The 23,620-nt window shown below is 48.8% G+C and carries 29 protein-coding genes; 23 read left to right on the forward strand and 6 right to left on the reverse strand.

The annotated features are described in order from the left end of the window. Positions 1-222 precede the first annotated feature (222 nt). The 4 genes from nifU to nifB form a co-directional block, all read right to left on the reverse strand. Positions 223-1,101: a Fe-S cluster assembly protein NifU gene (gene nifU, locus ACN4EK_RS06815; RefSeq protein WP_431656936.1), complete on the reverse strand. Its 879-nt coding sequence runs from the start codon at positions 1,099-1,101 to the stop codon at positions 223-225. Positions 1,102-1,163: 62 nt separating this feature from the next. Then, complete coding sequence (gene nifS / locus ACN4EK_RS06820; protein WP_431656938.1) at positions 1,164-2,369, reverse strand: cysteine desulfurase NifS; 1,206 nt, start codon at positions 2,367-2,369, stop codon at positions 1,164-1,166. Positions 2,370-2,372: 3 nt separating this feature from the next. Next, the gene (locus tag ACN4EK_RS06825; RefSeq protein WP_431656940.1) at positions 2,373-2,759 is read right to left on the reverse strand and encodes a DUF362 domain-containing protein; all 387 of its coding nucleotides are present in this window, start codon (positions 2,757-2,759) and stop codon (positions 2,373-2,375) included. Between the two features lie 101 nt (positions 2,760-2,860). Next, on the reverse strand, positions 2,861-4,204 hold the full coding sequence (gene nifB, locus ACN4EK_RS06830) for a nitrogenase cofactor biosynthesis protein NifB (protein ID WP_431656942.1): 1,344 nt from the start codon (positions 4,202-4,204) through the stop codon (positions 2,861-2,863). A gap of 49 nt (positions 4,205-4,253) precedes the next feature. Here nifB and ACN4EK_RS06835 point away from each other — a divergent pair, with 49 nt between their 5' ends. The 3 genes from ACN4EK_RS06835 (at position 4,254) to ACN4EK_RS06845 (ending at position 5,825) form a co-directional block, all read left to right on the forward strand. Continuing rightward, positions 4,254-4,424, forward strand: a complete 171-nt coding sequence (locus ACN4EK_RS06835; RefSeq protein WP_431656944.1) for a hypothetical protein — start codon at positions 4,254-4,256, stop codon at positions 4,422-4,424. 775 nt (positions 4,425-5,199) lie between these two features. Continuing rightward, entirely contained in the window at positions 5,200-5,451 is a 252-nt protein-coding gene (locus ACN4EK_RS06840) for a hypothetical protein (RefSeq protein WP_431656946.1), read from the forward strand. A 62-nt stretch (positions 5,452-5,513) separates the two neighbouring features. Further along, positions 5,514-5,825, forward strand: coding sequence for a hypothetical protein (locus ACN4EK_RS06845; protein WP_431656948.1), 312 nt, complete (start codon positions 5,514-5,516; stop codon positions 5,823-5,825). Between the two features lie 74 nt (positions 5,826-5,899). Here ACN4EK_RS06845 and ACN4EK_RS06850 read toward each other — a convergent pair whose 3' ends face one another. Beyond that, complete coding sequence (locus ACN4EK_RS06850; protein WP_431656950.1) at positions 5,900-6,238, reverse strand: hypothetical protein; 339 nt, start codon at positions 6,236-6,238, stop codon at positions 5,900-5,902. Positions 6,239-6,749: 511 nt separating this feature from the next. Between ACN4EK_RS06850 and cysE the strand changes: the two genes are divergently transcribed. From cysE to ACN4EK_RS06930, 16 genes are all read left to right on the forward strand, one after another. Further along, the gene (gene cysE / locus ACN4EK_RS06855) at positions 6,750-7,523 is read left to right on the forward strand and encodes a serine O-acetyltransferase (protein WP_431656952.1); all 774 of its coding nucleotides are present in this window, start codon (positions 6,750-6,752) and stop codon (positions 7,521-7,523) included. A 26-nt stretch (positions 7,524-7,549) separates the two neighbouring features. Further along, a complete protein-coding gene (locus tag ACN4EK_RS06860; RefSeq protein WP_431656954.1) occupies positions 7,550-7,783 on the forward strand; it encodes an Asr1405/Asl0597 family protein in 234 nt (77 codons plus the stop codon). Between the two features lie 321 nt (positions 7,784-8,104). Next, positions 8,105-8,425 (forward strand): Mo-dependent nitrogenase C-terminal domain-containing protein, encoded by a 321-nt coding sequence (locus ACN4EK_RS06865; protein ID WP_431656956.1) that lies wholly within the window; start codon positions 8,105-8,107, stop codon positions 8,423-8,425. A gap of 264 nt (positions 8,426-8,689) precedes the next feature. Beyond that, complete coding sequence (gene nifE / locus ACN4EK_RS06870; RefSeq protein WP_431656958.1) at positions 8,690-10,087, forward strand: nitrogenase iron-molybdenum cofactor biosynthesis protein NifE; 1,398 nt, start codon at positions 8,690-8,692, stop codon at positions 10,085-10,087. Beyond that, complete coding sequence (gene nifN / locus ACN4EK_RS06875; protein ID WP_431656960.1) at positions 10,087-11,391, forward strand: nitrogenase iron-molybdenum cofactor biosynthesis protein NifN; 1,305 nt, start codon at positions 10,087-10,089, stop codon at positions 11,389-11,391. Before nifE ends, nifN begins: the two co-directional genes overlap by 1 nt. A 36-nt stretch (positions 11,392-11,427) precedes the next feature. Beyond that, a complete protein-coding gene (gene nifX / locus ACN4EK_RS06880) occupies positions 11,428-11,844 on the forward strand; it encodes a nitrogen fixation protein NifX (protein ID WP_431656962.1) in 417 nt (138 codons plus the stop codon). Continuing rightward, the gene (locus tag ACN4EK_RS06885; protein WP_431656964.1) at positions 11,841-12,311 is read left to right on the forward strand and encodes a NifX-associated nitrogen fixation protein; all 471 of its coding nucleotides are present in this window, start codon (positions 11,841-11,843) and stop codon (positions 12,309-12,311) included. Before nifX ends, ACN4EK_RS06885 begins: the two co-directional genes overlap by 4 nt. 239 nt (positions 12,312-12,550) lie before the next feature. Next, positions 12,551-12,769 carry a CCE_0567 family metalloprotein gene (locus ACN4EK_RS06890; RefSeq protein ID WP_431656966.1) on the forward strand — a complete coding sequence of 73 codons (219 nt, stop codon included), beginning with the start codon at positions 12,551-12,553 and terminating at the stop codon, positions 12,767-12,769. Then, a complete protein-coding gene (gene nifW, locus ACN4EK_RS06895) occupies positions 12,766-13,083 on the forward strand; it encodes a nitrogenase-stabilizing/protective protein NifW (protein ID WP_431656968.1) in 318 nt (105 codons plus the stop codon). Before ACN4EK_RS06890 ends, nifW begins: the two co-directional genes overlap by 4 nt. 24 nt (positions 13,084-13,107) lie before the next feature. After that, positions 13,108-13,977 (forward strand): HesA/MoeB/ThiF family protein, encoded by an 870-nt coding sequence (locus ACN4EK_RS06900; protein WP_431656970.1) that lies wholly within the window; start codon positions 13,108-13,110, stop codon positions 13,975-13,977. A gap of 209 nt (positions 13,978-14,186) precedes the next feature. Continuing rightward, the gene (locus ACN4EK_RS06905) at positions 14,187-14,552 is read left to right on the forward strand and encodes an iron-sulfur cluster assembly accessory protein (RefSeq protein ID WP_431656972.1); all 366 of its coding nucleotides are present in this window, start codon (positions 14,187-14,189) and stop codon (positions 14,550-14,552) included. A gap of 54 nt (positions 14,553-14,606) precedes the next feature. Further along, positions 14,607-14,906 (forward strand): ferredoxin FdxH, encoded by a 300-nt coding sequence (fdxH, locus tag ACN4EK_RS06910; RefSeq protein ID WP_431656974.1) that lies wholly within the window; start codon positions 14,607-14,609, stop codon positions 14,904-14,906. Positions 14,907-14,947: 41 nt separating this feature from the next. Further along, positions 14,948-15,292: a FeoA family protein gene (locus ACN4EK_RS06915; protein WP_431657170.1), complete on the forward strand. Its 345-nt coding sequence runs from the start codon at positions 14,948-14,950 to the stop codon at positions 15,290-15,292. Between the two features lie 35 nt (positions 15,293-15,327). Further along, the gene (gene fdxB, locus ACN4EK_RS06920; protein ID WP_431656976.1) at positions 15,328-15,624 is read left to right on the forward strand and encodes a ferredoxin III, nif-specific; all 297 of its coding nucleotides are present in this window, start codon (positions 15,328-15,330) and stop codon (positions 15,622-15,624) included. Between the two features lie 240 nt (positions 15,625-15,864). Then, positions 15,865-16,470 carry a CBS domain-containing protein gene (locus ACN4EK_RS06925; RefSeq protein ID WP_431656978.1) on the forward strand — a complete coding sequence of 202 codons (606 nt, stop codon included), beginning with the start codon at positions 15,865-15,867 and terminating at the stop codon, positions 16,468-16,470. Positions 16,471-16,673: 203 nt separating this feature from the next. Next, positions 16,674-17,318 (forward strand): class I SAM-dependent methyltransferase, encoded by a 645-nt coding sequence (locus tag ACN4EK_RS06930; protein ID WP_431656980.1) that lies wholly within the window; start codon positions 16,674-16,676, stop codon positions 17,316-17,318. Position 17,319: 1 nt separating this feature from the next. Here the strand turns inward: ACN4EK_RS06930 and ACN4EK_RS06935 are convergent, their stop codons facing one another. Further along, positions 17,320-18,591, reverse strand: a complete 1,272-nt coding sequence (locus ACN4EK_RS06935) for a methylglyoxal synthase (RefSeq protein WP_431656982.1) — start codon at positions 18,589-18,591, stop codon at positions 17,320-17,322. 72 nt (positions 18,592-18,663) lie between these two features. On the opposite strand from ACN4EK_RS06935, the gene ACN4EK_RS06940 reads away from it, so the two are divergent. The 4 genes from ACN4EK_RS06940 (at position 18,664) to phaB (ending at position 23,596) form a co-directional block, all read left to right on the forward strand. Next, positions 18,664-19,848 (forward strand): MGDG synthase family glycosyltransferase, encoded by a 1,185-nt coding sequence (locus ACN4EK_RS06940; RefSeq protein ID WP_431656984.1) that lies wholly within the window; start codon positions 18,664-18,666, stop codon positions 19,846-19,848. Positions 19,849-20,017: 169 nt separating this feature from the next. After that, positions 20,018-21,562, forward strand: a complete 1,545-nt coding sequence (locus ACN4EK_RS06945) for a glycoside hydrolase family 1 protein (RefSeq protein ID WP_431656986.1) — start codon at positions 20,018-20,020, stop codon at positions 21,560-21,562. Next, entirely contained in the window at positions 21,540-22,862 is a 1,323-nt protein-coding gene (locus ACN4EK_RS06950) for a thiolase family protein (protein ID WP_431656988.1), read from the forward strand. Before ACN4EK_RS06945 ends, ACN4EK_RS06950 begins: the two co-directional genes overlap by 23 nt. An 11-nt stretch (positions 22,863-22,873) precedes the next feature. Then, positions 22,874-23,596, forward strand: a complete 723-nt coding sequence (gene phaB / locus ACN4EK_RS06955; protein ID WP_431656990.1) for an acetoacetyl-CoA reductase PhaB — start codon at positions 22,874-22,876, stop codon at positions 23,594-23,596. The last annotated feature ends 24 nt before the right edge of the window (positions 23,597-23,620 follow it).

Below are 23,620 nucleotides of genomic sequence, written 5' to 3' on the forward strand. Positions count from 1 at the left end.
CGCCCCTACGGGTGTCGGTGGGAATCTCAGAGAGAGTCGTGCGGGTTAACGCACTAAGAGCGATTTCGATCAGTGTGCCGGAGGCGTTCGCAGTGGCACATGGGTGGTGATCGTTCGCCCCAGGTCGCTGGGGAGCGTAAAAGTGAGTAGGTTTTCATGAATTCGATCGTGGGTAGAAAAGTTTCAGAGAGTGAAGAGTGGAAAAACTGTACTCGATTTGGTTTAGACCGCTTGAACCGTCAGGCTGGGTAATACTCGTTCTTGCAACCGGGCTTCGATCGCGACTTTGAGGGTAGCGGTACTGCTGGAGCAAGATCCGCAGGCTCCCTTCAACACAACTTTGACAATGTCGCCTTCTAGGTCGTACAGTTCGACATCACCGCCATCTGCCATCAGCACCGGACGGACTTCTTCGGTCAACACTTGCTGGATGAGATTGATTTTTTGAATCGTGGTTAGGGGTTGATTGACTCGTTCTAGTTCAGCCGCCACTCTAGCGGAGGTCGTCGCGGTTTCTGCCTGTACAGCGATGATCAAGTCTTCAATGTTGGCTAAACAAGAACCACAACCGCCACCAGCTTTGATGTAGTTGGTCACCTGTTCGGCTGTGCCGAGATCGTTCTCGATAATCACCCGGCGAATTTTATTCTCACTGATGCCAAAGCAGGTACAAACTAACGCGCCTTCATCTTCTTCGTGATGTTCAACTTCAATGCCACGGTATTTGTAAATTGCCGCTTCTAACGCTTCCTGCCCCATCACCGAACAGTGCATTTTGGCTTCCGGCAAGCCCCCGAGATACTCAGCAATATCCTTATTACTCAGGTTTAAGGCTTGATCTAAGGTTAACCCTTTAATCATTTCTGTCAATGCCGAAGAGGAGGCGATCGCACTGGTGCAACCAAAGGTTTGAAACCGGGAATCGAGAATTGTATCCTGTTCGATGTTGATCTTCAGGTGTAATCTCAGGGCATCACCGCAGGCAATGCTACCAACTTCACCAAACACAACGGCAATACCAGCTTCATTCGGATCGTCGATCGCTCCCTGATTTTTGGGATTGTAGAACAGGTCTAATACTTTATCAGTGTAGTCCCACATGGCAAGTTCTCTGAAGGATAAAGGGCACAACTAAAAGCGTGGGCAGACAGGGGAAGCGGGGTTTAGGCTTTTGCGCCAACGGTGGCGGTTTCACGGTCTTGTAACCATTCAGCCTGGTCATTGTTGAAGGGTGAGATTTCGCGCAATCGTTTGACAATTCCCGGCATCACCTCTAGAACGCGATCGACTTCGGCATCCGTGGTATAGCGCGATAAGCTGAAGCGAATGGAGCCATGTAAGGTGGTGTAGGGCAAACCCATTGCTCGTAACACATGGGAGGGTTCTAAGGAGCCAGAGGTGCAGGCGGAACCGGAGGAGGCACAAATGCCATGTTGGTTCAATAACAACAGAATCGCTTCGCCTTCAATGTACTTAAATCCGATGTTGCTGGTATTGGGCAGACGTTCAGTGAGATGTCCGTTGACTTCGCAATCAGAGATAGCCGTTAACAGTCCCCGTTCCAGGCGATCGCGCAACCGGGTTTCCCGCTGCATATATTTGAGTTCAAAGTTAGCAATCTCGGCGGCTTTGCCCATCGCAATCATGCCAGGGACATTCTCCGTACCCGCCCGACGACCCCGTTCCTGATGCCCGCCGAGGAGTAAGGGACGGAAGCGAAATCCTCGCCGCACATACAATACGCCAATGCCTTTAGGAGCGTGGAGTTTGTGACCCGAGATCGTCAGCAAATCGATCGTGCTGGTCTTCATATTCAGATTGAGCTTACCCGCCACCTGTACCGCGTCCACATGGAAGGCGGCTCCATATTCTTTGGCGATCGCCCCGATTTGCTCAATGGGGAAAACCACACCCGTTTCATTGTTGGCATACATGGTGGAAACCAGGGCGGTATTGCCAGTAATGGCGGCTTCCAGTTCCATCAAATCCAGTTGTCCCTGGCGATTTACGGACAGGTAAGTCACTGTGTAACCCTGTTTTTCCAGTTGCTTACAGACATTCAGGATTGCCGGATGTTCGACCTGGGTGGTGATGATGTGGCGACGATCGGGTTGAGCCGCCAGCGCCGCTCGAATGGCGGTGTTATTCCCTTCTGTGCCACAGCTCGTAAATACGACTTCTGACTCTTCAGCCCCGAGGAGTGCAGCTACATGTTCACGAGCTTGTCTGACTGCTTTACCTACCTGTCCACCGAAGGAATGCATGGAGGACGGATTGCCATAGTATTCGGTCAAATAAGGCATCATTGCCTCTAGAACAGCAGGATCTACCTTGGTGGTCGCGTTATTGTCTAGATAAATCACAGTCATGGATTAAACCTCGGCAAGCGGAGAAGAATGTGTGGCGAATAGCTGAGTTAGTTGTTTGGAATAGGTGTCAAACCAACGTTCCCAATAAGAGTTTTGTTGCTGCGATTGCAAACGGGCAATCCGATAGCTGTAGGCTGTAAACCAGCGTTCCCAGTAATCGTTAGGACTTAAGCTTTTAACCGGAGTTGAACCTCGGGAAGTGACTGCAATACAACCGTAGTTGGTTGGGCAGATCGCCGCACATTGAGCAACGTTATAGTAGCCAAGGCAGTGATTACATAAATCAGACTCGATCCAGTAGCGATTTCCATCGAATTGAACGGCACCAGTCGGGCAAACTGAAAGACAACGATCGCAGCCAATACACTGATTAGTAATGGTATATGTCATTGTGCTACTCCTTAATGCAGTGCCAGGGAATGAGGAATGAGAACTGAGCTATCAACTCGAATGTCAATTAGTTTGTCAACCCAGTTCTCAGCGTACAGTCCTCAGTTCTCGGTAGCGTTCAATACATATTCGTTGTAGAACTGACGGGCAACGGTTTCAATCACATCGTAGGCTTCAATCACAATCAAACCAGCTTGCTTTAGTTCCTTCTGGGGACAATCACCCACTTTGGATGCCAGTACAGCTTTGCAGTCAGAGATGGCTTTGATCACGGTATCGAGGGTATCTTCTTTACCGTAGCCACCCTGACAGTAGTTTTCGACCTTGCGGTGTCCCACAAATTTCGCTTCATTGGCATCCACTTCGTAGATCATGAATTCTCTAGCATGACCGAAGTGTTGGTTAACGATTCCGCCTCCTTTCGTCGCGACGGCAACCAGAACTTTCGGGCTGTTAGCCACCTTCTGACTGGATTTAACTTTGGCTTTAGCTGACTTCAGTTCTTGCTGGAATTTTTCGATGCCAGCATGGACTTCTTGACGGGTTTCCAGATTGTATTCTGGAGCCATTTCCATGAACTTGTCTTTGGTGAATTCCTGCGATCGATCTTCACCTAATAACCCCACTGCATCCGCCCGACATTGGCGGCAATGACGCATCATTTTCATGTTGCTGTCGGCACATTGATCTTGCAGGGCTTTCAGTTCTTTGGGGTTAGGTCCTCGCTGTCCGGTTAGACCAAAGTGAGTCCCATGTTCAGGCGCAGAAATCAGGGGCATGATGTTGTGCAAAAATGCGCCTTTTTCCCGGATCACTCGATCCACTTCGACTAAGTGTTGATCGTTGATGCCCGGAATCATCACAGAGTTGACTTTGCACAGAATATCGGCTTCCTTGAGTGCCTGTAAGCCTTCCATTTGCCGTTCGTGTAAGATGCGGGCGGCTTCTAACCCTTTATAACGGCGACGGCGATAGTGAACCCAGGGATAAATTTGGGTGCCAATTTCGGGGTCAACCATGTTAATGGTAATGGTGACGTGGTCGATGTTGAGTTGCTTAATGCGATCGACGTAATCCGGCAACATTAAACCATTGGTAGACAGACATAATTTGATGTCTGGGGCTTTGTCGGCAATCAGTTCAAAGGTACGGAAGGTTTTTTCAGGATTTGCCAACGGATCACCAGGACCAGCAATCCCTAATACGGTCATCTGGGGAATTTTACCCGCAATCACCAACACCTTATGGGCGGCTTCTTCTGGTGTTAATAGTTCACTTACGACACCAGGGCGGCTTTCGTTGGCGCAATCATATTTGCGGTTGCAGTAGTTGCATTGGATGTTACAAGCTGGGGCGACGGCAACGTGCATCCGAGCATAGTGGTGGTGCGCTTCCTCGCTGTAACAAGGATGCTTTTCAATGCGTTCTCGGAGCCGTTCATCCATAGTGGGTGCAGGTTTAGTACTACTGCATCCACAACTACTGGAACTCGATGTGGTTGTGACTGTATTTTTAGTAACCAAAATGTCCGTAACCGATTCCGTAACCGAGGCAGGAGAACTTGTGGTCGGAGAAATCAAAAGTCCTGTAGCTGGTGGTGGTGTCATTGAATTGAATTTCGGAAGGGGCTGGGTGGACTGGTTGCCGTGGAAAATTGACTACTAACGAAACCTGGCGATCGAAGCCGCAATACTAGCGAATCTGCCTACACAGATTAGAATTCCCTGTTCGCTACGATCCACTGATGAACGTGGGTAAATATAGCTTCGTAGACGACTTCGATTCACAGGGTTTAGTGGTAGCACATCCCTCCACACACTCAAGCTCTTATTGGAATCTAGAGGTTTGATTTCCTGAAAGAGCAGTTTGTGTTTGGCGTTAAGGAAGTTATACCAGCCACCTCAGAACCGTTTTGTGGTGTGTCGTAGATAGAATTATTGAATTGATTAAGCTTGTACTCAACAACCTCAAGCCTTGATTTGATCAGGCTTTAAAACTTTTTTGAGGGTAAGGGGTTGAGTATTTCTGCATCAGGGTACGAGTATTTACGGGGTGAGGGAGCAGGCTTTTCTGTACTCAGGTCAAACCACGTAATACCAGACCTTTAACGATAGTTTGAGTGATCTTTTTGAGTCCTTTCATCTGTACTCAAAAACTGCTGAATGGGTTCAATCTTCAGCCAGAAAGGGGGTAAAAACTGGAGCAACTTAAATTGGAGCTACCCCAGTCATCTCCGAAATTCAATTCTGTATCTAAAATATCATTTTTATTGGCGAAAAATCTGCGTTAATGATTATTTAACGATCGAGGTGTGATTGGTGTAAAAAGTAGCCGCAGAGACAATTCTGGGTGAATAGCTTAGTACTAGCGGATACCTTTCTACACTATTAATTATGGTTCGATCGAGTGACATCAACCTTCTGTTCCAATCACTTTACTTATGACGGAACAACTGACCGACGAACGCCAAACCCTATATTTGAACCTGATTGATCAATTGCTGCACTGTCCAAATGGCCAGGAGCCTGATGTCTTAGATGGTCATCGTGAATTGATTGATGCTGGGTTGGTGCAAGCCATGACTCAGGTAGCGGCGTACTTTGCGCACAACGACAATCCAGATGCCGCTAAGTTTCTGGTGCATGTGGCGCGGGAACTGGCGAAAGAATTAGGGCTATATCCGCAGCTATAGATTTGGAGTGCTGAGGATTTCTAGCGTTCTGATTTGAGTGGTGAAAAGGAATGATTGCTCCAATGGCTGAATTGATGACGGCAGCAGAAGCCGAACGATTAGCACACAGCTTTCTGCTAGAAGACTTGAACATTCCCCCTGAGGATTACGATTGGTTTGCGGTGCTAGGCTCTCGCTATATCAACGATGCCTGGTATGTCGTAGAAATTGGCGTAGAAGGCTTGCCCGATAAGTGGGTGATTCAAGTCTACGATACGGGAACCTGCGACCCGAACTATACATTCTCTTCCCCGATGACAACGGCAGACAGTAGTGACCTAGAGGAATTACCAGAACCGATCGCGGCTGTCCTTATTGCTGAACGTCAGAGTTAACCCGCGCTCCATCTCCGGAAAGTAGGCGATCGAGAGAGATCTCGATCGCCTGTTTCTCTTGTTGAGTGGTAAGTTTAATCCTCATCCAACGCGGGGAAAATTTCTTCCAGCCGCCACAGTTCTTTTTTGTTTTCAATCAGCCAACTGCGCGTTTCTGGGGTGAGTTGTGACCAGATCACGTCGATCGCAACGTAGGGAGAGGCGTATTGGTATTGCCTGCCTAACTCCCGGAGATTCTCCAGTACACCAGAGGAAATGCCAAACTGCGGCCAGTCTACTTCAACGACTCGACCAGATACGCCACCGGCAGGATCAAAAACGAGCTGGGCGGCTCGGATTAAATCAGCGAAATGTTTGGGTTGGAGTCCGGTGACCTGCTGGATCTGAAGCGATTCATTGGGATTTTGAGCCATGATTTGAGGAGAAATTGACCGATTGGGAATGGGCTGATCCTATCACTCGCTGAGTGGCTGGTTATCTGTAATGATCGATACAGATCAATATATAAGTTATGTCGCGATGACTTGTGTTTTTGCATCCATATATATAGGATAAGGAACCGTAGCTGTAGATACAGAAAATTGCTGAATAGCCGATAAATCCCGCTCTTTGAGTGCAGGTGAGTACAGGTTTAAGTACGCAGAAATCTGCTGTAAAACTCCCTGTAATCCTGATGAATCGGGGTTTATTCCTGAGTCCAAAAATACTGATTCCCCACCCCCTAAAATACTCATCCCCCTGTGTAAAAATACCTGTACCCGTACCCAAAAGTTTTTTTATATCGGGTACTCGTTGGGCTTTTGAGGATTGAGTACATGACTAATCAATCCAATAATCTTATCCGGGTAAGTTGGTCGATTCCCTGTCGTCCCACCTGATATAAGCAGGAGGAATAGGACACAGCTTTACTACTCCCGGAAAGCAATGCGTCAATCTTCCCATTTATCCCTAGCCCGCCCGTCCCGCTCCTTAGCAGAGGTCACTGAGCCTCTTCCCAGCGCGTCTGCTGTAGATACCGAATCAGACCAACCTCAACCCACTCTGCCCATTCTCCGGGCTTGGCAAACGCTCCAGACCGATTTCTCCATCATCTTTGAGCGTGATCCGGCCGCTCGTAATTGGTTAGAAGTGCTTTGTTGTTATCCCGGCTGGCACGCCCTGGTGCTGCATCGGCTCGCCCACTGGTTGCATGTTCGCCGGGTTTCTTTCTTCCCGCGATTGATCGCTCACATGGCTCGGTTGTTGACTGGCGTGGAAATTCATCCCGGTGCCACGATCGGCAAAGGTGTATTTATCGATCATGGTATGGGAGTGGTGATTGGCGAAACCGCGATCGTTGGTGACTATGCCCTGATTTACCAGGGGGTGACGCTGGGCGGTACGGGTAAGGAAACTGGTAAGCGTCATCCCACCCTCGGAGATCATGTCGTTGTGGGAGCAGGAGCAAAGGTTTTAGGCAATATTCAAGTGGGTGATTATGTCCGCATTGGCGCGGGATCAATTGTGCTGCGAGATGTGCCTTCTACCTGCACTGTTGTCGGTGTCCCCGGTCGCAACATTTGCCGTCGAGATCAGCATATCTGTCCATTAGATCACGACAAAATCCCAGATGTGCAAGCCGATATTGTGCGGACATTACTCGATCGCATTGAACGATTAGAACAAGAACTACATACCCTTCAGAATCAGCAACCCTAACTCCGAATGCTAGTAAGGTGACAGCTATGCTTTTCGAGCCACCCGCACCCCAAACAATTCAAGTTTCTCGTATCGATCGCTGGTGCGTCCATCAGCGTTTGCAAGAACTGATGATTCCCTGTCAGTGTCTAGCCGACGGTTCTTTACAAGTTGAGGTGAATACTTGTTTGGCAGCCGTCTTGTTACACACAACCATGAAACAGTTTGTCTGTCCCCGCCAGGAATTAGTCGATTGGTTAGAGCGTTGTTGGCAAAGTTAAATCAATGCTCGATCGCAAACAGTCTTTGGTAGCCTCATCTCTGTAATCCCGACGGTTACTCACCCGCAGCCCTAAGAGGTCAATATGATCGAACCAATACTGACTGGAATCGGCATTATCTTTCTCTACACCTTGGTACATGATTACCTACTGAATCAAATGGTAGAGGATGCCAAAAAACCACCGAAAGAGTCGCGGTAGGATGTATCGCTTTCGAGCTAACCCCAGGGATGAGATGCCTATCCACTTGTTTTTCATCCCTTTCCTACTTCTGGTCGATCAATTACTTCTATTCCCCCCTACTGATTAATTGCAATTCCTATGACTACTATCATTCATTCAGCTACCCAGACTCGATTGTCTATCCTGAAAGGACTGCCGAAGGTTGACCCACTCCAACCGTTACGCCAGTGGCTGGATCGGATAGAGATTCGCGATCGTCAACTGGCTCACTTGATTTGCCGAGTGATTCCTTGTGAGTGTCCGTTTGAGCGAGATCTTCAGTTATGGATCTGGGCGTGGCATATTCCACCCATGTGTAAACTGAATCCCCTCTACAACGAGCTGGTCTATTTACGGTTTCGTGCCTTAAGCTATCTGACTGATGTTTGTTGTGAAGATATCACTAGATACATTTGCTAAACGAGTGAACTGGTAAAATAGGAACAATCGAGAGTGTTTAGATTGAGTGAATGACATTTCTCAGTTATGATTCAAGTCTCTAGTCATGTCAGTTGATTAATCTACCTTTCAATAGGTTCAAGTTTGTGAGTCTGAATTTGTTTTTTGAGTTGTCAGTTTAGAGTTTTGAGCCAGAATTTTGATTCTCTCATCACTCAGCGGAATTCACCCCAACGGTCTGTTGCCATCTGTTTGCTCGAAACTCATCACTCAAAGCGCTCAACCATGAAAATTACTCAAGGTAAGATTAACGAACTCTTAAATGAGTCAGCCTGCGAACACAACCACAATAAGGACGCTAAAGGCAAGAATAAATCCTGTACTCAACAGGCACAACCCGGAGCCGCTCAAGGTGGCTGTGCTTTTGATGGCGCGATGATTGCGTTAGTCCCAATTACGGATGTGGCGCATTTAGTGCATGGACCGATCGCCTGTGCTGGCAATTCCTGGGGCAGCCGAGGTAGCCTATCCTCCGATGCCAAACTCTATAAGCTGGGCTTCACCACCGATCTAAATGAAAATGATATTATCTTTGGAGCTGAAAAACGCTTATACAAGGCGATTCTAGAACTTCAAGAACGCTACCAACCGGCGGCTGTATTTGTTTACTCCACCTGTGTTACGGCATTAATCGGGGATGACCTGGATGCAGTTTGTCAGAAAGCGGCGGAAAAAGTTGGTATTCCAGTTGTTCCCGTAAACTCCCCTGGATTTATTGGCAGCAAAAACTTAGGCAATCGAGTTGGTGGTGAAAGTTTACTGGAGTATGTCATTGGTAGTGCTGAACCGGAAGTTACTACGCCTTACGACATTAACTTAATTGGTGAATACAATATTGCAGGTGAATTGTGGGGGGTATTACCTCTATTTGAAAAATTGGGCATCCGGGTGTTAGCGAAGATCACTGGAGATGCTAAGTATCAGGAAGTTTGCACTGCTCATCGGGCTAAGCTGAATGTGATGATCTGCTCGAAAGCGCTGATCAATATGGCAAGGAAGATGGAGGAGCGCTACGGCATTCCCTACGTGGAAGAATCGTTTTATGGCGTAGAGGATATGAATCGCTGTCTCCGCAATATTGCCGCCAAACTCGGTGATTCCGATCTGCAAGCCCGAGTCGAACAATTGATCGGTGAAGAAACCGCTAATCTCGATCGCGCCTTAGCTCCCTATCGCGCCAGATTAAAGGGCAAACGAGTTGTACTTTACACGGGTGGGGTGAAAAGCTGGTCGATCATTTCTGCTGCGAAGGATCTGGGGATGGAAGTGGTGGCGACCAGTACCAAGAAAAGCACCGAGGAAGACAAAGCCCGAATTCGGGAGTTGCTGGGAGCCGATGGCATCATGATGGAAAAAGGTAATGCTCAGGAACTATTGCGGGTGATTGAGCAAACCAAAGCCGATATGTTGATTGCGGGAGGACGAAACCAGTACACCGCTCTAAAAGCTCGCATCCCGTTCCTCGACATTAACCAGGAACGCCATCATCCCTACGCAGGGTATGTCGGCATGATTGAGATGGCGAAAGAGTTGGAAGAGGCGTTATACAGCCCGGTTTGGGCACAGGTGCGGCAACCGGCTCCGTGGGAACAATCAGAACAACCTTTAGCGGAGGTGCTGTAATGGCGACGATCGTCAGTCCGAAAAAAGCAGTTGCAGTGAATCCCCTCAAGCAAAGTCAGCCGTTGGGAGCCGCGTTAGCCTTCCTGGGACTCAAGGGCTTAATGCCATTATTTCATGGCTCTCAAGGGTGTACTGCCTTTGCTAAAGTCATGTTAGTGCGTCACTTTCGGGAAGCGATTCCCCTGTCCACCACGGCAATGACGGAAGTCACGACCATTTTGGGTGGTGAGGACAATGTGGAACAGGCAATTCTGACGTTAGTGGAAAAGTCCAAACCGGAAATGATTGGCTTGTGTACCACTGGACTAACCGAAACACGCGGCGATGATATGGAAGGCATTCTCCGCACCATCCGTAAACGCAATCCCCAGTTAGATGGGCTACCGATTATCTTTGCCTCCACGCCTGATTTCCGAGGAGCCTTGCAGGATGGTTATGCCGCCGCCGTTGAAAGTATGGTGAAGACGGTACCGCGATCGGAGCAAGTTAAACCAGAACAAATCACGGTGTTAATCGGATCAGCCTTTACTCCAGGTGATACGGAAGAAATTAAAGAGATGGTCAAAGCGTTTGGCTTGGAGCCGATCGTGGTTCCAGATCACTCAACGTCGTTAGATGGGCATCTGTCAGAGTCCTATAGTGCGGTGACAACAGGTGGCACAACCTATACTCAACTGTGTGATGTCGGGCGATCGCGCTTTACCCTGGCGTTGGGGGAAAGTATGCGGAATGCGGCGGCAATTCTTCAGGAGCGCTTTGGCACCCCTTACACCGTGATGAATCAGGTAACAGGATTAAGTGCAGTGGATAGCTTGATGCAACTATTGGCAAGCCTGAGTGAGATGCCAGTGCCGGAGTCCTATCGCCATCAACGCTGCCAGCTTCAGGATGCCATGCTGGATACCCACTTTTTCTTTGGACGGAAGCGAGTTGCGTTAGCCCTAGAACCCGATCTGCTAGCCTCCGTTGTCACGTTTCTGCAATCGATGGGAGCCGAAGTTCAAGCTGCCGTCACCACCACAAAGTCGCCGTTGTTAGAAAAGTTGCCTATTCCCTCAGTCACATTGGGGGATCTGGAAGATTTGGCGGAACTGGCGATCGGGGCGGATCTGCTGATTGCTAACTCAAATGCTGCGACCGTCTCCCGCCAACTCTACATTCCGCTTTATCGGATGGGACTGCCGATTTTCGATCGCCTGGGCAATGGGTTATTTACCAAGGTTGGCTATCGCGGCACGATGCGGATGTTGTTTGATATCGGCAATCTATTTTTGGAACAGGAAGAAAGAAACGCCACCCATTAACTCGCTACTAATGTCGCTACCCATGAGGAGGACAGGATGAAAATTGCGTTTACAACGAACGATCGCGTTCATATCAATGCTCATTTTGGTTGGGCAAAAAAGATTGATGTTTACGAGGTATCTCAAACTGGACATCAATTCCTCGAAACCCTCACCTTTGAGGGTGATTTGAAAGAGGATGGTAATGAGGATAAGCTACTGCCCAAAATTGCAGCGCTCCATGACTGTACGATCGTCTATGTCTCGGCGATCGGTGGGAGTGCAGCGGCTCGCTTAATTAAGCAGAAGATTACTCCTGTGAAGGCGCGATCAGAGGAAGACGAAATTACTGATGTTTTGGATCGATTGGTTCAAACATTGAATGGCAGCCCCCCACCCTGGTTACGCAAAGCATTACAACAAAGCACCGCTAATTTTGATCAACTTGAAACAGAGGAAGAAGTAACTGTATGAGTACAACCGCACCGGAAACTACCTCAACTGAAATTCTGGATTCTCCCTTTCTAAAAGCGATCGTGCAGCAGATCCGGGTCAATGATCCCTATGGGACGTTTCGCTCCTGGTCGGATGAATTGCTGCTTAAACCGTATGTAGTGACGAAAGCTCAAAAACGAGCGATCTCCGTCGATGGTGAGGTTGATCCGATCACGAAAGGGCGGATTATGGCATTCTATCGGGCGATCGCGACCTGTGTAGAAGCAGAAACGGGTCAACTGTCTCAAGTCGTGATTGATCTGAGTCATGAAGGATTTGGTTGGGCGTTAGTCTTTTCGGGGCGGTTGTTGGTGGTTGCCAGAACGTTACGGGATGCGCAACGATTTGGGTTTGATTCGCTAGAAAAACTGGCTGCCGAAGGAGAAAAGATGACCCAAAGTGGCATCGAATATATTCGGCGGTTTCCAGACGCGGCAAAAGCTTAATGGAAGGTTAGACCGCCCAAATAGCTACCCAAACTGCCCCCCTAGCCCCCCAATTCTGGGGGGAATTAGAACTTTCAAATTCCCCCAGAGTTGGGGGATTTAGGGGGCGAGTGTAAAGGACTTAATTCCCACAAAATCAGGCTCCAAATTACCCACTATCCTCAATTCTGGAGAGCTAAATACCTTCAAAGTTTAGGAATTTTAGGACTAATTTGCCAGACTACTCTCTCAGGAACTTTATGGCTCAAGACACGATCGCCAGCATTGAGGAATTGAAAACTCAAATCAAGCGCCTCAATAGTAAAGCTGGTCAAATCAAAATGGATTTGCATGATTTGGCAGAAGGTTTGCCGACTAACTATGAGCAATTAATGGAGTTGGCTCAGCAAACCTACGACATTTTCCACCAGTTGGATAACTTGAAGAAACAACTGAAAGCCCAGGAGCAAGCACCATGACGACTCTGAAGGAATTCAAAGCTATCACTGATGCCGAAGCGTATTTTGAGTTCTTTCAGCTCGAATACGATCCCAAAGTCGTGAATGTGAATCGTCTGCACATTCTCAAGAAGTTTTCGCAACTGATGGCTGACATTGATGCAGAGGGTACCGCAGATCGGACTGAGGTTGAACTGCTGAACCGTTATCAGGAAGCGTTAGTGCAGGCTTATAACGTGTTTCTCACCACTAGCCCCCTACAAACGAAGCTATTCAAAGTCTTCAATGAAAAGCCCAAAAACGTTGTGCTACTGACTGATATTCAAGCTGAATAACAGCGATTGGTTGAATGCGAGGGAATGACCGTGATAGACCTGAGTCCGATCGAATTAGAACGCTACCGCCGTCAAATCATGCTGCCGGGCTTTGGAGAAGAGGCTCAGCGCCGCTTAAAATCTGTGACTGCTGTGGTGACAGGAGTAGGCGGGTTAGGTGGAACGGCTGCACTTTACCTGGCAGTCGCTGGCATTGGACGATTGATTCTGGTGCGGGGAGGGGATCTGCGATTGGATGACATGAACCGTCAGGTGCTGATGACGGATGATTGGGTCGGGCACCCCCGCGTGTTTAAAGCGAAGGAAACCCTGACCGCCATTAATCCGGATGTACAAATCGAAGCGGTATTTGATTATGTCACGCCGGAAAATGTGGACTCGTTAATGGCATCGGCTGACTTAGCATTGGATTGTGCCCACAACTTCACAGAGCGGAATCTACTTAATGATGCCTGTGTCCGGTGGCGTAAACCAATGATCGAGGCGGCGATGGATGGCATGCAAGCCTATCTGACCACGATCGTTCCCGGACAAACGGGCTGTTTATCCTGTCTATTTCCCGAAAAACCAGATTGGGATCGGCGCGGCTTTGGCGTATTGGGAGCCGTTTCTGGCACATTAGCCTGTTTAACGGCGTTAGAGGCGATCAAGCTAATTACTGGACTCGATCGCCCCTTACTGTCTCAACTGTTAACAATGGATTTAGGACGGTTAGAGTTTGCCAAACGCCATGCCTACCGTGATCCAAACTGTCCTGTCTGTGGCAAACATGCCCCCTGGCGTACCTTCTCCCGGCAGGGATTTACCAGGGAGTTAACCCATCGTCAGGAACACCATTACGCCACTGGGCTAGATCACGCGGCAACCAGCGATCGTTATTTACTCTTTTGCTGATGTGCGATCGTAGGCTCGATCTAAATGTTACTGATTGAGCTAAGGGGAGCCAAACTATTCAAAGTCCCCCAAAGGTGGGGGATTTAGGGGGCTAAAAGGATGCAAACGAAGTCAGGTTCAACCTGTGTGTGCGCAGTAAATCCTTCAAGTAAAAAGGGCAAATTCCCATCCCCATTGATCTTTAACCTAAATAACCTTCAGGAGGTTCAATGACTGTCTTCTTAACTGAAAAAGCTGAATTCCGACTCCGGAGCTTCCTCCAAGGCTCTAATCCGAGTGAGACTGAGAAAGGAATTCGTTTAGGTGTGAGTGATGGGGGATGTAATGGCTATCAGTACACCCTGGATGTTGCGAGTCAACCGAAGCCAGATGATGTGATTCAGCAGCAGGGTAAAGTCCGAATTTTTATTGATCCTCAAAGTGCGGCTCTCCTGGAAGGAGTTGTGGTGGACTTTGTAGACAGCATGTTAGAAAGTGGCTTCAAATTTAGCAACCCCAATGCTACTGATACCTGTGGTTGTGGCAAGTCCTTCCAGGCAGGGGATTGTACGCCGACGGCTGTACCCTGTAGCTAACCCCGCCTTCACTTGACCCGAAAAGTAACTACTACTCTCTCTGAGGTAACAACAATGGCAACTTACAATGTACGTTTGATCAGCAAAAAATACAATCTCGATACCACCCTGGCGATCGATGAAGATACAACGATCTTAGAAGCCGCCGAAGATGCGGGCATTGATCTACCGTTTTCCTGCCATTCGGGGGCTTGTTCCAGTTGCGTTGGTAAGGTGATGGAAGGGGAAATTGATCAATCCGATCAAACCTTTCTGGATGATGAGCAAGTGGCGAAAGGATTTGCCTTACTTTGTGTCACCTACCCTAAATCAGATTGCACGATTCGGACACATCAGGAAGCTTATCTGGTTTAAGTCCTAGCCCTGAACAATTGGTTGTAGAGATATTGCGTATAGTGTCTCTACTGCACTTCAATCAATTACTCATGGAGGTCGATCGTCCGATGTTCAATCAAACATTTACGGTAGCTGGCTCCTCACTGCGATTGCTGAAACCGGGAGAACGGGGTGTCGTGACTCGGTTAAATGTGATGAATGATGTGGCGGCTCAAAAACTGCGGGCGATCGGCATTGCTCCGGGAACTTCGATTACGGTTGAACAGCGCTTTCCTCGGTTCGTGGTGCGAATTGGGGGCAACCGCTTTACATTGAGCGAGACTGTGATAAACGCCGTCTATGTGCGAGTTAGCAGTACACAGGTCAGTCGGACTCGTACCAGGACAACGACGGCTGTGATTTAGCCGACACTTTGTTAACAACAGGATTGGAGAACACTATGGCAACACTGACTGGTTTAACGTTTGGCAAATTAGAGTGGATACCGCAGTTTGTATCTAAAATCGATCAAACCAAGTGTATTGGTTGTGGCAGATGTTTTAAGGTGTGCGGTCGGGATGTTTTGCACTTACGCGCTTTGAATGAAGATGGGGAATTCGTCGAGGATGAAGACGACGAAGAAATTGAACGTAAAGTGATGACCATCATTGATCAAGCCAAATGTATTGGCTGTCAAGCTTGTTCGCGGGTATGTCCGAAGAATTGCTATACCCACGTCGCTCTAGCTGTTGGATGAGAGTTGATGACACTTGGAGTAGTTAGTCAGGGGTGACTCCCTGTGACTCCGTTACAATCGGGGATATCCATGACTAATTACTTTTTTTCATCACTGGAATGAGGTGATCTTCGGTGAGTTATTCGATCGCTCATTACCAATCCTGTTGCTCTCATACTTCTACCTAACCCTGTCACCCATTCATGCAAATTTTGTCCTGGCTTAATTACTAATTTCATTAGTTTGAGGAGGAATTCCCAAATGGCTAAGGCAAGCGACATTATGACCGAAGATGTAGCGACTGTTCGAGGATCGGCAACGGTTGCGGAAGCGGTTCGCTTAATGAAGCTAAAAGGCTTGCATTCCCTGATTGTCGATCGTCGTTCGGATGATGATGCCTATGGAATTGTCACCGACACGGATATTGCCAGCAAAGTGGTTGCCTATGGTAAAGATCCGAAGCAAGTGCGGGTCTATGAAGTGATGACGAAACCCTGCGTGGTGATCAATCCCGATCTAGCGGTTGAATATGTGGCTCGATTGTTTGCCCAAACGGGGATCGATCGCGCTCCGGTGATTCAAGGGGATCTGGTTGGCATCATCTCTGTGACGGACATTCTGCTGAAAGCTGATTTTCTGGAAAATCCCAGAGTGCAGGTTTTAGAGAATGCGTTGCAGAAAGCGATCGCGGAAGCTCGGGCTGTATTGGCCGCTCAAGGGGCAGCCGCAGAAGCCACCCAAGCAGCTTGGGAAGCGGTGAATGAAATCGAAGCCGAATTGGCGTTTTGCAAGGGTGAAGCACCAGCTAAAACGGCGTTTGAACAATATGGCGACTCTCAAGCAACGGCGGAACTAGCTACAGCTTAGGATATTTCTGAGCGAGCTATTACCCCTGTACGGGTTTAGCATTCGGTAGATTATCTCTGGCTGATCGGCAGGACGATTGACCGAATGCCAAACCCCTACCCTTTATTAACTCCTTGATTCTAAGTTAACCTGATGAGGACTCGATCGCTGACCACGTTGAGTCCTCCTTTCTACTAATTTAGCCGTTACCGATCGCTGAGCCTATGTCAGACGCTACAGAAACTCCGATGTTTGGGCATCGATCTAACCATGATTTTGTTGCCTACTATCAAGCCGTCGAAGGTCGTCCCCCTCGCGAAACCTTACTCACGGCATTGGCACAATTTGATGCTGAACCACCTGCTTCAGAACCGCGATCGGCGATCGATTTAGGCTGCGGCGATGGACGGGATGCGGTGGAACTACTGCAACGAGGCTGGCGAGTGTTAGGGATTGATGCCCAACCGGAAGCGATCGAGCGGCTCCGCAGCCGAACGGATGTAGATTTAACCCAACTGGAAACTCAAGTGATCCGGTTTGAAGAGATGACTGATTTTCCCAAGGGTAATGTTGATTTGATCAATGCCAGTTTTTCGCTCCAGTTTTGTCCACCTGACCACTTCCCTACCTTTTGGACAAAAATCGTCACGGCATTGCGATCGGGCGGGCGATTTTGTGGGCAATTAGTAGGCGATCGCGATTCCTGGGCGATGTATCCGACAATGACGCACCTGACGCGAGAACAGGTAGACGCGTACTTAGCTCCCTTTGCCTTAGAACACTTTGAGGAAGAGGAACACCCTGGAAAAACCGCGTTGGGTGAAGAAAAGCACTGGCATATTTTCCAAATCGTTGCTCGGAAACGTTAATTTACCCTGGATTGGGCGCAAACACCGTTAATCCACCCGGAATACATTCGACTTCGATCGGGGTTGTACCAATAATTTCCCCATCCACCACAACTTTCTGCGGTGGCTCAGTTTTAACCACAATTCGCTTCGTTCGTCCATGAATCACATTCTGTTGTTGCGGTCCACTTTTCACTAGGGCTGCTCCCAACATACTCAGCATCGTCGTCACGGCTTGCAGTTTAGTTTCCGCCGTTGCCACCGTCACATCTAATAACCCATCATCCAGAATCACCTCTCCACCCCCCTGCGCTAACACAGAAGTGGGAGGAGCCGCATTCGCGATCGTGATTGCCGCCGCTTGAAACTGTAATACCCCTTCATCGGTTTCCAGCGTGGTATCGAACAGGGTATGTTCATCTAGCAATTGCCACCCCGCCATAATGTAAGCCATCGCGCCCCATTGCGTTTTCATTTCTCGGCTAGCCCGGTCAACCGTTTCCGCTTCATAGCCCACCCCTGCCAACAACACCATTGGGATGCCATTACACCGAGCCGCATCCACAGTCCGAATATGTCCGGCTAAGATGGCTTGACAAGCCGCTCGAATGGTTTGGAACCGAGGAATGCCTAAGGCAACCGCAAACGCATTGGCTGTGCCTCGGGGAATAATGCCCAAGGGAATCCCAGTGCCCACTAATGCCCCCGCGATCGTGGAGACTGTACCATCTCCCCCAGATGCAATAATCACATCCGCCCCATCGGCGATCGCAGTTTTGACAAATTCTTCAGGGTTAATATCCGGTGTAGTGGTGTGAATGTGTAAGTGCAGGTTGGGTTCTAACAACTCCTGAATCAATGCCAGATCTTGCTCGGCATTCCCCTGCCCAGACACGGGGTTGTAGATTAAATGGGCAACCAGAGATTTTGCCAGTTGAGCCGCGATCGCTTCAGCCGTCGCTAAATTCGTCGCTAGCGGCACATTATGAAGATTACACACCCGTTGTAGAGTCAGGAAGGCAGGTTCATGCGGTTGGCTGTAGAGTGGATCGACCAGAAAAATCACAGCAACAACGTCACCCGCTACGACCTGAGCCGCAATTTGCACATCTCCGCCCATCGCTCCTGAGGCTACTGGTGACACACTTAACGGGGTAGAAGTTTGCAGGCGATCGGCAGTTCCTCTAGTGGCAATAATTTGATACCGCGACCATAACCCTGCCCGTTCAGTGACAAAGGTAACTAGATCATCTTTTCTAGCATCGTGGGCAATGAAGGCGATCGTGGCAGCCATGAGATTTCAGGTTGATGAGCAGGGCATTAGTTCATAATAGGCACAAGAGTTGACCTGCGGTGAGTAACAACTATGACAAATCTTTTAATTTTATATGCTTCGTTAGGGGCAGGACATGCCAGTGCCGCGAAAGCCCTTTATGAAGCGTTTGCCCAGTCAGCTAATGTCAATGTGCAAATTGAGGATGCCTTAGCCCATGCTAATCCTCTATTGAGAGAAACACTCACCGCCATTTATGAGGGGTTAAGTGAGAAAGTCCCCCAGGGCTATCGCCTGCTCTACGAAGGCATTGATATTGATGACTTAGAGCGATCGGTGAATGAAATTAATCTACTGCTGGCTAAAATTGAACGCCCGTTTCTCAAAGATCTAGAACATTTAGTCTATGACACTGATCCGGATGCAGTGATTTGTGTGCAGCAAATTCCTAGCCGATTGTTGCAGTTGATGGATCGGAAGGGAAAGCTGAAGAAACCTCACTATGTGGTCGTCACCGATATGATTGCCCATAGTACCTGGATTAACTATGGGGTAGATGGTTATTTCCTACCTAGCCAACTCAGTGCAGATATCTTGATTCAACGGGGTGTTAAGCCCGATTTATTGCATGTGACGGGTATCCCCATTCGGCTAGAGATTGCTGAACCTAAATCGTCGTCAGACGTGCGGCGACGGCACAATTTGCCGCTTGATGTGCCAGTAGTCACATTATTTGGTGGTGGGCTGCAATCTAAGCGAGTCCGACCGATGGTGAGTAAATTAGTAGAAAGTTCACAACCCGGTATGTTGGTGGTTGTGGCGGGACGCAATGAAACCTTATTAGATCGACTAGAGGATATTACTGATGGCACTCACATGCAATTGCGGAAGTTGGGGTTAATTGATTATGTCGATGATCTAGTCACCGCAAGTGATCTAGTCATTACCAAAGCGGGTGGATTGATTACCAGTGAAGTATTGGCGAGAGAAACCCCGATGATTATTATTGATCCCTTCCCTGGTCAAGAAGAATGGAATGCCGATATGGTGGCAGCACACGGAGCAGGCATTCAATTACGGTTAGCCGAAATGGTACCACCAACGGTGTTGCATCTGTTAGAGCGACCTGAGCAGTTAGCCTTTATGCGACAACAGGCGAGAGGGCTGGGTAAACCCCAGGCAGCGATTAATATTGCTAATAAGATCTTAACTGATTTACCTGCGGCTCAAACTAAAGCTCAGATGGATACATCGCCAACCGTAAGTTCAGGAGGCTAAGGCTTGGGTCATTCTCAAGATAGATTCATTTAGTAAATTGATCCCAATAATCTCTAACAAACAGGTGTGCCCTCTAGCGGCTGAACAGGGCAAAATAGTCAGAAATGCTCTAAGCTTTGGGGCGACGATCGCTTTGCCCTAATTGTGTTGATTCACTCGCTTCCTTACTATGCAAACCTATTCCCATCCTGCTACCCCGACCTGGAATGAGCCGTTTCTTTGGGGTGTTGCCACCTCTGGCTACCAAAGCGAAGGTGGTTTTAATGCTTCTGGACAACCCCAAAATAATTGGGCACTTCATGAACAAGAGGGATTGATTGCATCAACGGGAGAAGCATCTGGCTTCTGGACGCGGTATGAGGAGGATTTTCGGGCGTGTCAGGCAATGGGCTTGAATTCGTTTCGCCTGGGGTTGGAATGGGCACGGATTCAGCCAAGTTCAGATCCCCGATCGACCCAAGTCCCAGAATTTGATTATGCGGCGTTAGATGCCTATGCCGATCGCATTGCGGCTTGTTATCAGTATGGGTTAGAACCGATCGTTACGTTGCATCATTTCACCCATCCTGCCTGGTTGGGGTTGGATGCCTGGTTATCGGAACAAACGATCGATTTGTTTGAAACCTATGTCCGAGTCAGCATGACGCAGATTAATCGGCGGTTGGTTGACCACTACCAGCTATCGCCAGTGCGGTGGCTCATGACAATCAATGAATTAAATATTCTAGGCCCCAATACTTATCTAAGTGGTTTATTCCCCGGTCATGCCCAGGGAACAACGGCGTTGTTGCAAGCCTACAATATTCTCTTGAAGGCGCATATTCGGGCTTACAACTGCTTGCGATCGTTGTATCAGTCGGAGGGTTGGTTAACGCCTTTGATTTCCCTCAATACCTGTAGTAGTGATCTGTATTGGTCAGATAAAGCGTTATGGGATCTACTGGCAGTTAAACAACGGGGAATTGAGCGATCGGAGGTACGGGATTATCTCTATCACAATGCGCGACAACTGGAATTAGAGTTAGAGAAAGCTCGGATTCCGTTACAGCATGATTTAACCACTCAGTTTGGTAAGCTCGGACGGATTTTTGCCAATTTCTATGGTTCGCGTATCATTAATCCGCAACCCTTGAGCGGGTTTTTACAGGAGTTAGAGGATTCCCCTTACCCGTCAGTGATTGATTATGTCGCGATCGATTACTATGATCCCTTTTTCGTCAATAATGTGCGACTGCCCCTGTGGTCACAGTTCAACTTAAAAGCTAAAGGCTGGATTGCCGGACTGACGGGTGGCTTCATGCTCAAGTGTTGGGACTGGCGCATGGTGCCTGAAGGTTTGTATTTCTATTGCCAGTATTATGCTCAGGATTTGCAATTGCCGGTGATGATTGCGGAGAATGGCATGGCTTTGCGGCGGGAACCGGATAATCAAATTGCGACTCCCCGACCCGATGGCGTAACTCGGAGCCAGTTCTTAGAACACCATGTTCAGCAGATTCGCCGCTTACTGGCGGATCGAGTGCCGTTAATTGGCTATATGCACTGGTCACTCACCGATAACTATGAATGGGGATCGTTTACCCCCCGCTTTGGCTTATTTACGATCGACTATGCCAATGGTACCGAACGTTTGCTTGAAGATCATTTGGGCGATCGCCCCTCAGCCACCTATGCCCGATTAATCCAAGAGTTTGCTGACCAGCCACCCGGTTAACGACCAGCGATCGGTAGAGCCACCTGGCACTCAACTATTGCTGTCTGTTAATCTTCACAAGTTTCTCACATTCTCCTTATATCCTGCGGCTAGAGGTTTGGTGGTGCTTATGCGGGATGTTTATATCGTATCGGGAACGCGCACACCTTTAGGTCGTTTCGGGGGAGTGCTGGCGGCGCTTTCCCCAGTTGATCTGGGGGCTCATGTGATGAAAGCGGTGCTGGCTCAAGCAGGGGTGCCAGCCTCAGCCTTAGATCTCTATATTATGGGGAATGTTTTGCGGGCAGGGCATGGGCAATTACTGCCTCGCCAAGCAGCATTCAAGGCTGACATTCCGGCTTCTGTGAACGGCTTTGCCATTGATATGGTTTGTGCGTCGAGCATGATGAGCGTCATGAATGCAGCACTTGCGATCGGGGCAGGTGAAGCCGATTTAGTATTAGCCGGTGGAATGGAGTCCATGTCCCAGACGGGGTTCGGACTGTCGCATCGGGCACGTTGGGGCTACAAATTGCTTTTAGGGAACCCTGAACCCTTAAGTGATCTGTTGTTGCAGGATGGCTTGACCGATGCCACCACTGGGGAAGGGATGGGCGACCAAACGGAACGGGTGGCTGAATCCTATGGTCTGGCTCGTAAGGATCTAGATGAAGTTGCTGTGCATTCCCATCAACGGGCGGCGGCGGCAACGGCACAGGGGGTGTTCAAACGGGAGATTACCCCGATCGAGATTGCGACTAAAAAAGGTACGCAGATCATTGATACCGATGAAGGGATTCGAGCCGACTCCACCTTAGAAGCTCTGGCTAAACTAAGACCAGCCTTTAAACCAGACGGAGTGTTGACCGCCGGGAACAGTAGTCAGATTAGTGATGGTGCGGCTGCTTTAGTCTTAGCCAGCCAGTCAGCCGTTGAGAAATATGGGTTAACGCCGCTTGCCAAGGTATTGGGTAGCTCCTGGCATAGTGGAGACAGTTGGCGCTTCATTGAAATGCCGATCGGGGCGGCTCAAAAGCTGCTAGAGAAACTAAAAATGACCGCCTCAACGATTGATCTGTTTGAGAATAATGAGGCCTTTGCCGCCAGTTCGCTGATCTTTCAACAACAGTTAGGCATATCGCTGGAGCAATTAAATGTTCATGGTGGTTCGATCGCGTTAGGGCATCCGATTGGAGCTTCCGGTGCCCGGATTGTGGTGACGTTATTGAATGCCTTGCAGGAACGCGACAAAACACTAGGAATGGCAGCTCTATGTCATGGTACAGGCGGTGGAACGGCGATCGCAATTGAACGAGTTTAAGGAGAATGAATATGGTTTCCCTGGGTTTAGAAGATCAAGTCATTCTGGTGACGGGTGGTAATCAGGGGATTGGCGCAACGATCGTTGCCTTTCTGCAAGAGTTAGGCGCTAAGGTTGCCTACACGGATATTAAAATTTCTGACAGTGCCAGTGGGGCGTTAGCGATTCAAGCGGATGTGACTGACTTAGCCTCTATGGAAGCGGCGGCAGCCCAGATTACCGAAAAATTGGGTCCTGTTTATGGCATTGTGGCGAATGCTGGGATTACCCGCGACAATTTCTTCACGAAACTGGAACCCGCCGACTGGGATGCGGTGATCAATGTGAATCTGAAAGGGGTGGCGAATACGATTAAGCCGTTTCTCCCAGGCATGTATGAACGAGGTGCAGGCGCGATCGTCGGTATCAGTTCCATCTCCGGGGAACGTGGGAATGTGGGACAAACCAACTATGCCGCAACCAAAGCTGGGGTGATTGGACTGATGAAGTCGTTAGCGCGGGAAGCCGCTCGCTACAATGTTCGGGCTAACGCAGTGGCTCCAGGATTTATTGATACGGAAATGACCCGCATCATTCCTGAGAAAGTCAGGGAGAAGATTACGGCTGAAATTCCACTGCGCCGCTTTGGTAAACCCGAGGAAATTGCCTGGGCGGTGGCATTTTTACTATCTCCGATCGCCAGTAGCTTCATTACGGGTGAAGTGCTGCGAGTGAATGGTGCCCATCACACTTAGAACCATCACCAATCAACCAAGAGG

It is taken from the genome of Pantanalinema rosaneae CENA516 (assembly GCF_050753385.1).
Lineage (GTDB): Bacteria > Cyanobacteriota > Cyanobacteriia > Leptolyngbyales > Leptolyngbyaceae > Pantanalinema > Pantanalinema rosaneae.

Excerpts from the sequence above, each read along its gene's own strand:
- ACN4EK_RS06925 (WP_431656978.1), top strand. The coding sequence starts at position 15,865 with ATGGCTAAGGCAAGCGACATTATGACCGAAGATGTAGCGACTGTTCGA.
- ACN4EK_RS06825 (WP_431656940.1), bottom strand. The coding sequence starts at position 2,759 with ATGACATATACCATTACTAATCAGTGTATTGGCTGCGATCGTTGTCTT.
- ACN4EK_RS06900 (WP_431656970.1), top strand. The coding sequence starts at position 13,108 with ATGACCGTGATAGACCTGAGTCCGATCGAATTAGAACGCTACCGCCGT.
- nifN (WP_431656960.1), top strand. The coding sequence starts at position 10,087 with ATGGCGACGATCGTCAGTCCGAAAAAAGCAGTTGCAGTGAATCCCCTC.
- cysE (WP_431656952.1), top strand. The coding sequence starts at position 6,750 with ATGCGTCAATCTTCCCATTTATCCCTAGCCCGCCCGTCCCGCTCCTTA.
- ACN4EK_RS06930 (WP_431656980.1), top strand. The coding sequence starts at position 16,674 with ATGTCAGACGCTACAGAAACTCCGATGTTTGGGCATCGATCTAACCAT.
- ACN4EK_RS06850 (WP_431656950.1), bottom strand. The coding sequence starts at position 6,238 with ATGGCTCAAAATCCCAATGAATCGCTTCAGATCCAGCAGGTCACCGGA.
- nifX (WP_431656962.1), top strand. The coding sequence starts at position 11,428 with ATGAAAATTGCGTTTACAACGAACGATCGCGTTCATATCAATGCTCAT.
- nifB (WP_431656942.1), bottom strand. The coding sequence starts at position 4,204 with ATGGATGAACGGCTCCGAGAACGCATTGAAAAGCATCCTTGTTACAGC.
- fdxB (WP_431656976.1), top strand. The coding sequence starts at position 15,328 with ATGGCAACACTGACTGGTTTAACGTTTGGCAAATTAGAGTGGATACCG.
- ACN4EK_RS06885 (WP_431656964.1), top strand. The coding sequence starts at position 11,841 with ATGAGTACAACCGCACCGGAAACTACCTCAACTGAAATTCTGGATTCT.
- ACN4EK_RS06865 (WP_431656956.1), top strand. The coding sequence starts at position 8,105 with ATGACTACTATCATTCATTCAGCTACCCAGACTCGATTGTCTATCCTG.
- ACN4EK_RS06905 (WP_431656972.1), top strand. The coding sequence starts at position 14,187 with ATGACTGTCTTCTTAACTGAAAAAGCTGAATTCCGACTCCGGAGCTTC.
- ACN4EK_RS06860 (WP_431656954.1), top strand. The coding sequence starts at position 7,550 with ATGCTTTTCGAGCCACCCGCACCCCAAACAATTCAAGTTTCTCGTATC.
- nifE (WP_431656958.1), top strand. The coding sequence starts at position 8,690 with ATGAAAATTACTCAAGGTAAGATTAACGAACTCTTAAATGAGTCAGCC.
- fdxH (WP_431656974.1), top strand. The coding sequence starts at position 14,607 with ATGGCAACTTACAATGTACGTTTGATCAGCAAAAAATACAATCTCGAT.
- ACN4EK_RS06935 (WP_431656982.1), bottom strand. The coding sequence starts at position 18,591 with ATGGCTGCCACGATCGCCTTCATTGCCCACGATGCTAGAAAAGATGAT.
- ACN4EK_RS06945 (WP_431656986.1), top strand. The coding sequence starts at position 20,018 with ATGCAAACCTATTCCCATCCTGCTACCCCGACCTGGAATGAGCCGTTT.
- ACN4EK_RS06845 (WP_431656948.1), top strand. The coding sequence starts at position 5,514 with ATGGCTGAATTGATGACGGCAGCAGAAGCCGAACGATTAGCACACAGC.
- ACN4EK_RS06840 (WP_431656946.1), top strand. The coding sequence starts at position 5,200 with ATGACGGAACAACTGACCGACGAACGCCAAACCCTATATTTGAACCTG.
- nifU (WP_431656936.1), bottom strand. The coding sequence starts at position 1,101 with ATGTGGGACTACACTGATAAAGTATTAGACCTGTTCTACAATCCCAAA.
- phaB (WP_431656990.1), top strand. The coding sequence starts at position 22,874 with ATGGTTTCCCTGGGTTTAGAAGATCAAGTCATTCTGGTGACGGGTGGT.
- nifS (WP_431656938.1), bottom strand. The coding sequence starts at position 2,369 with ATGACTGTGATTTATCTAGACAATAACGCGACCACCAAGGTAGATCCT.
- ACN4EK_RS06890 (WP_431656966.1), top strand. The coding sequence starts at position 12,551 with ATGGCTCAAGACACGATCGCCAGCATTGAGGAATTGAAAACTCAAATC.
- ACN4EK_RS06940 (WP_431656984.1), top strand. The coding sequence starts at position 18,664 with ATGACAAATCTTTTAATTTTATATGCTTCGTTAGGGGCAGGACATGCC.
- nifW (WP_431656968.1), top strand. The coding sequence starts at position 12,766 with ATGACGACTCTGAAGGAATTCAAAGCTATCACTGATGCCGAAGCGTAT.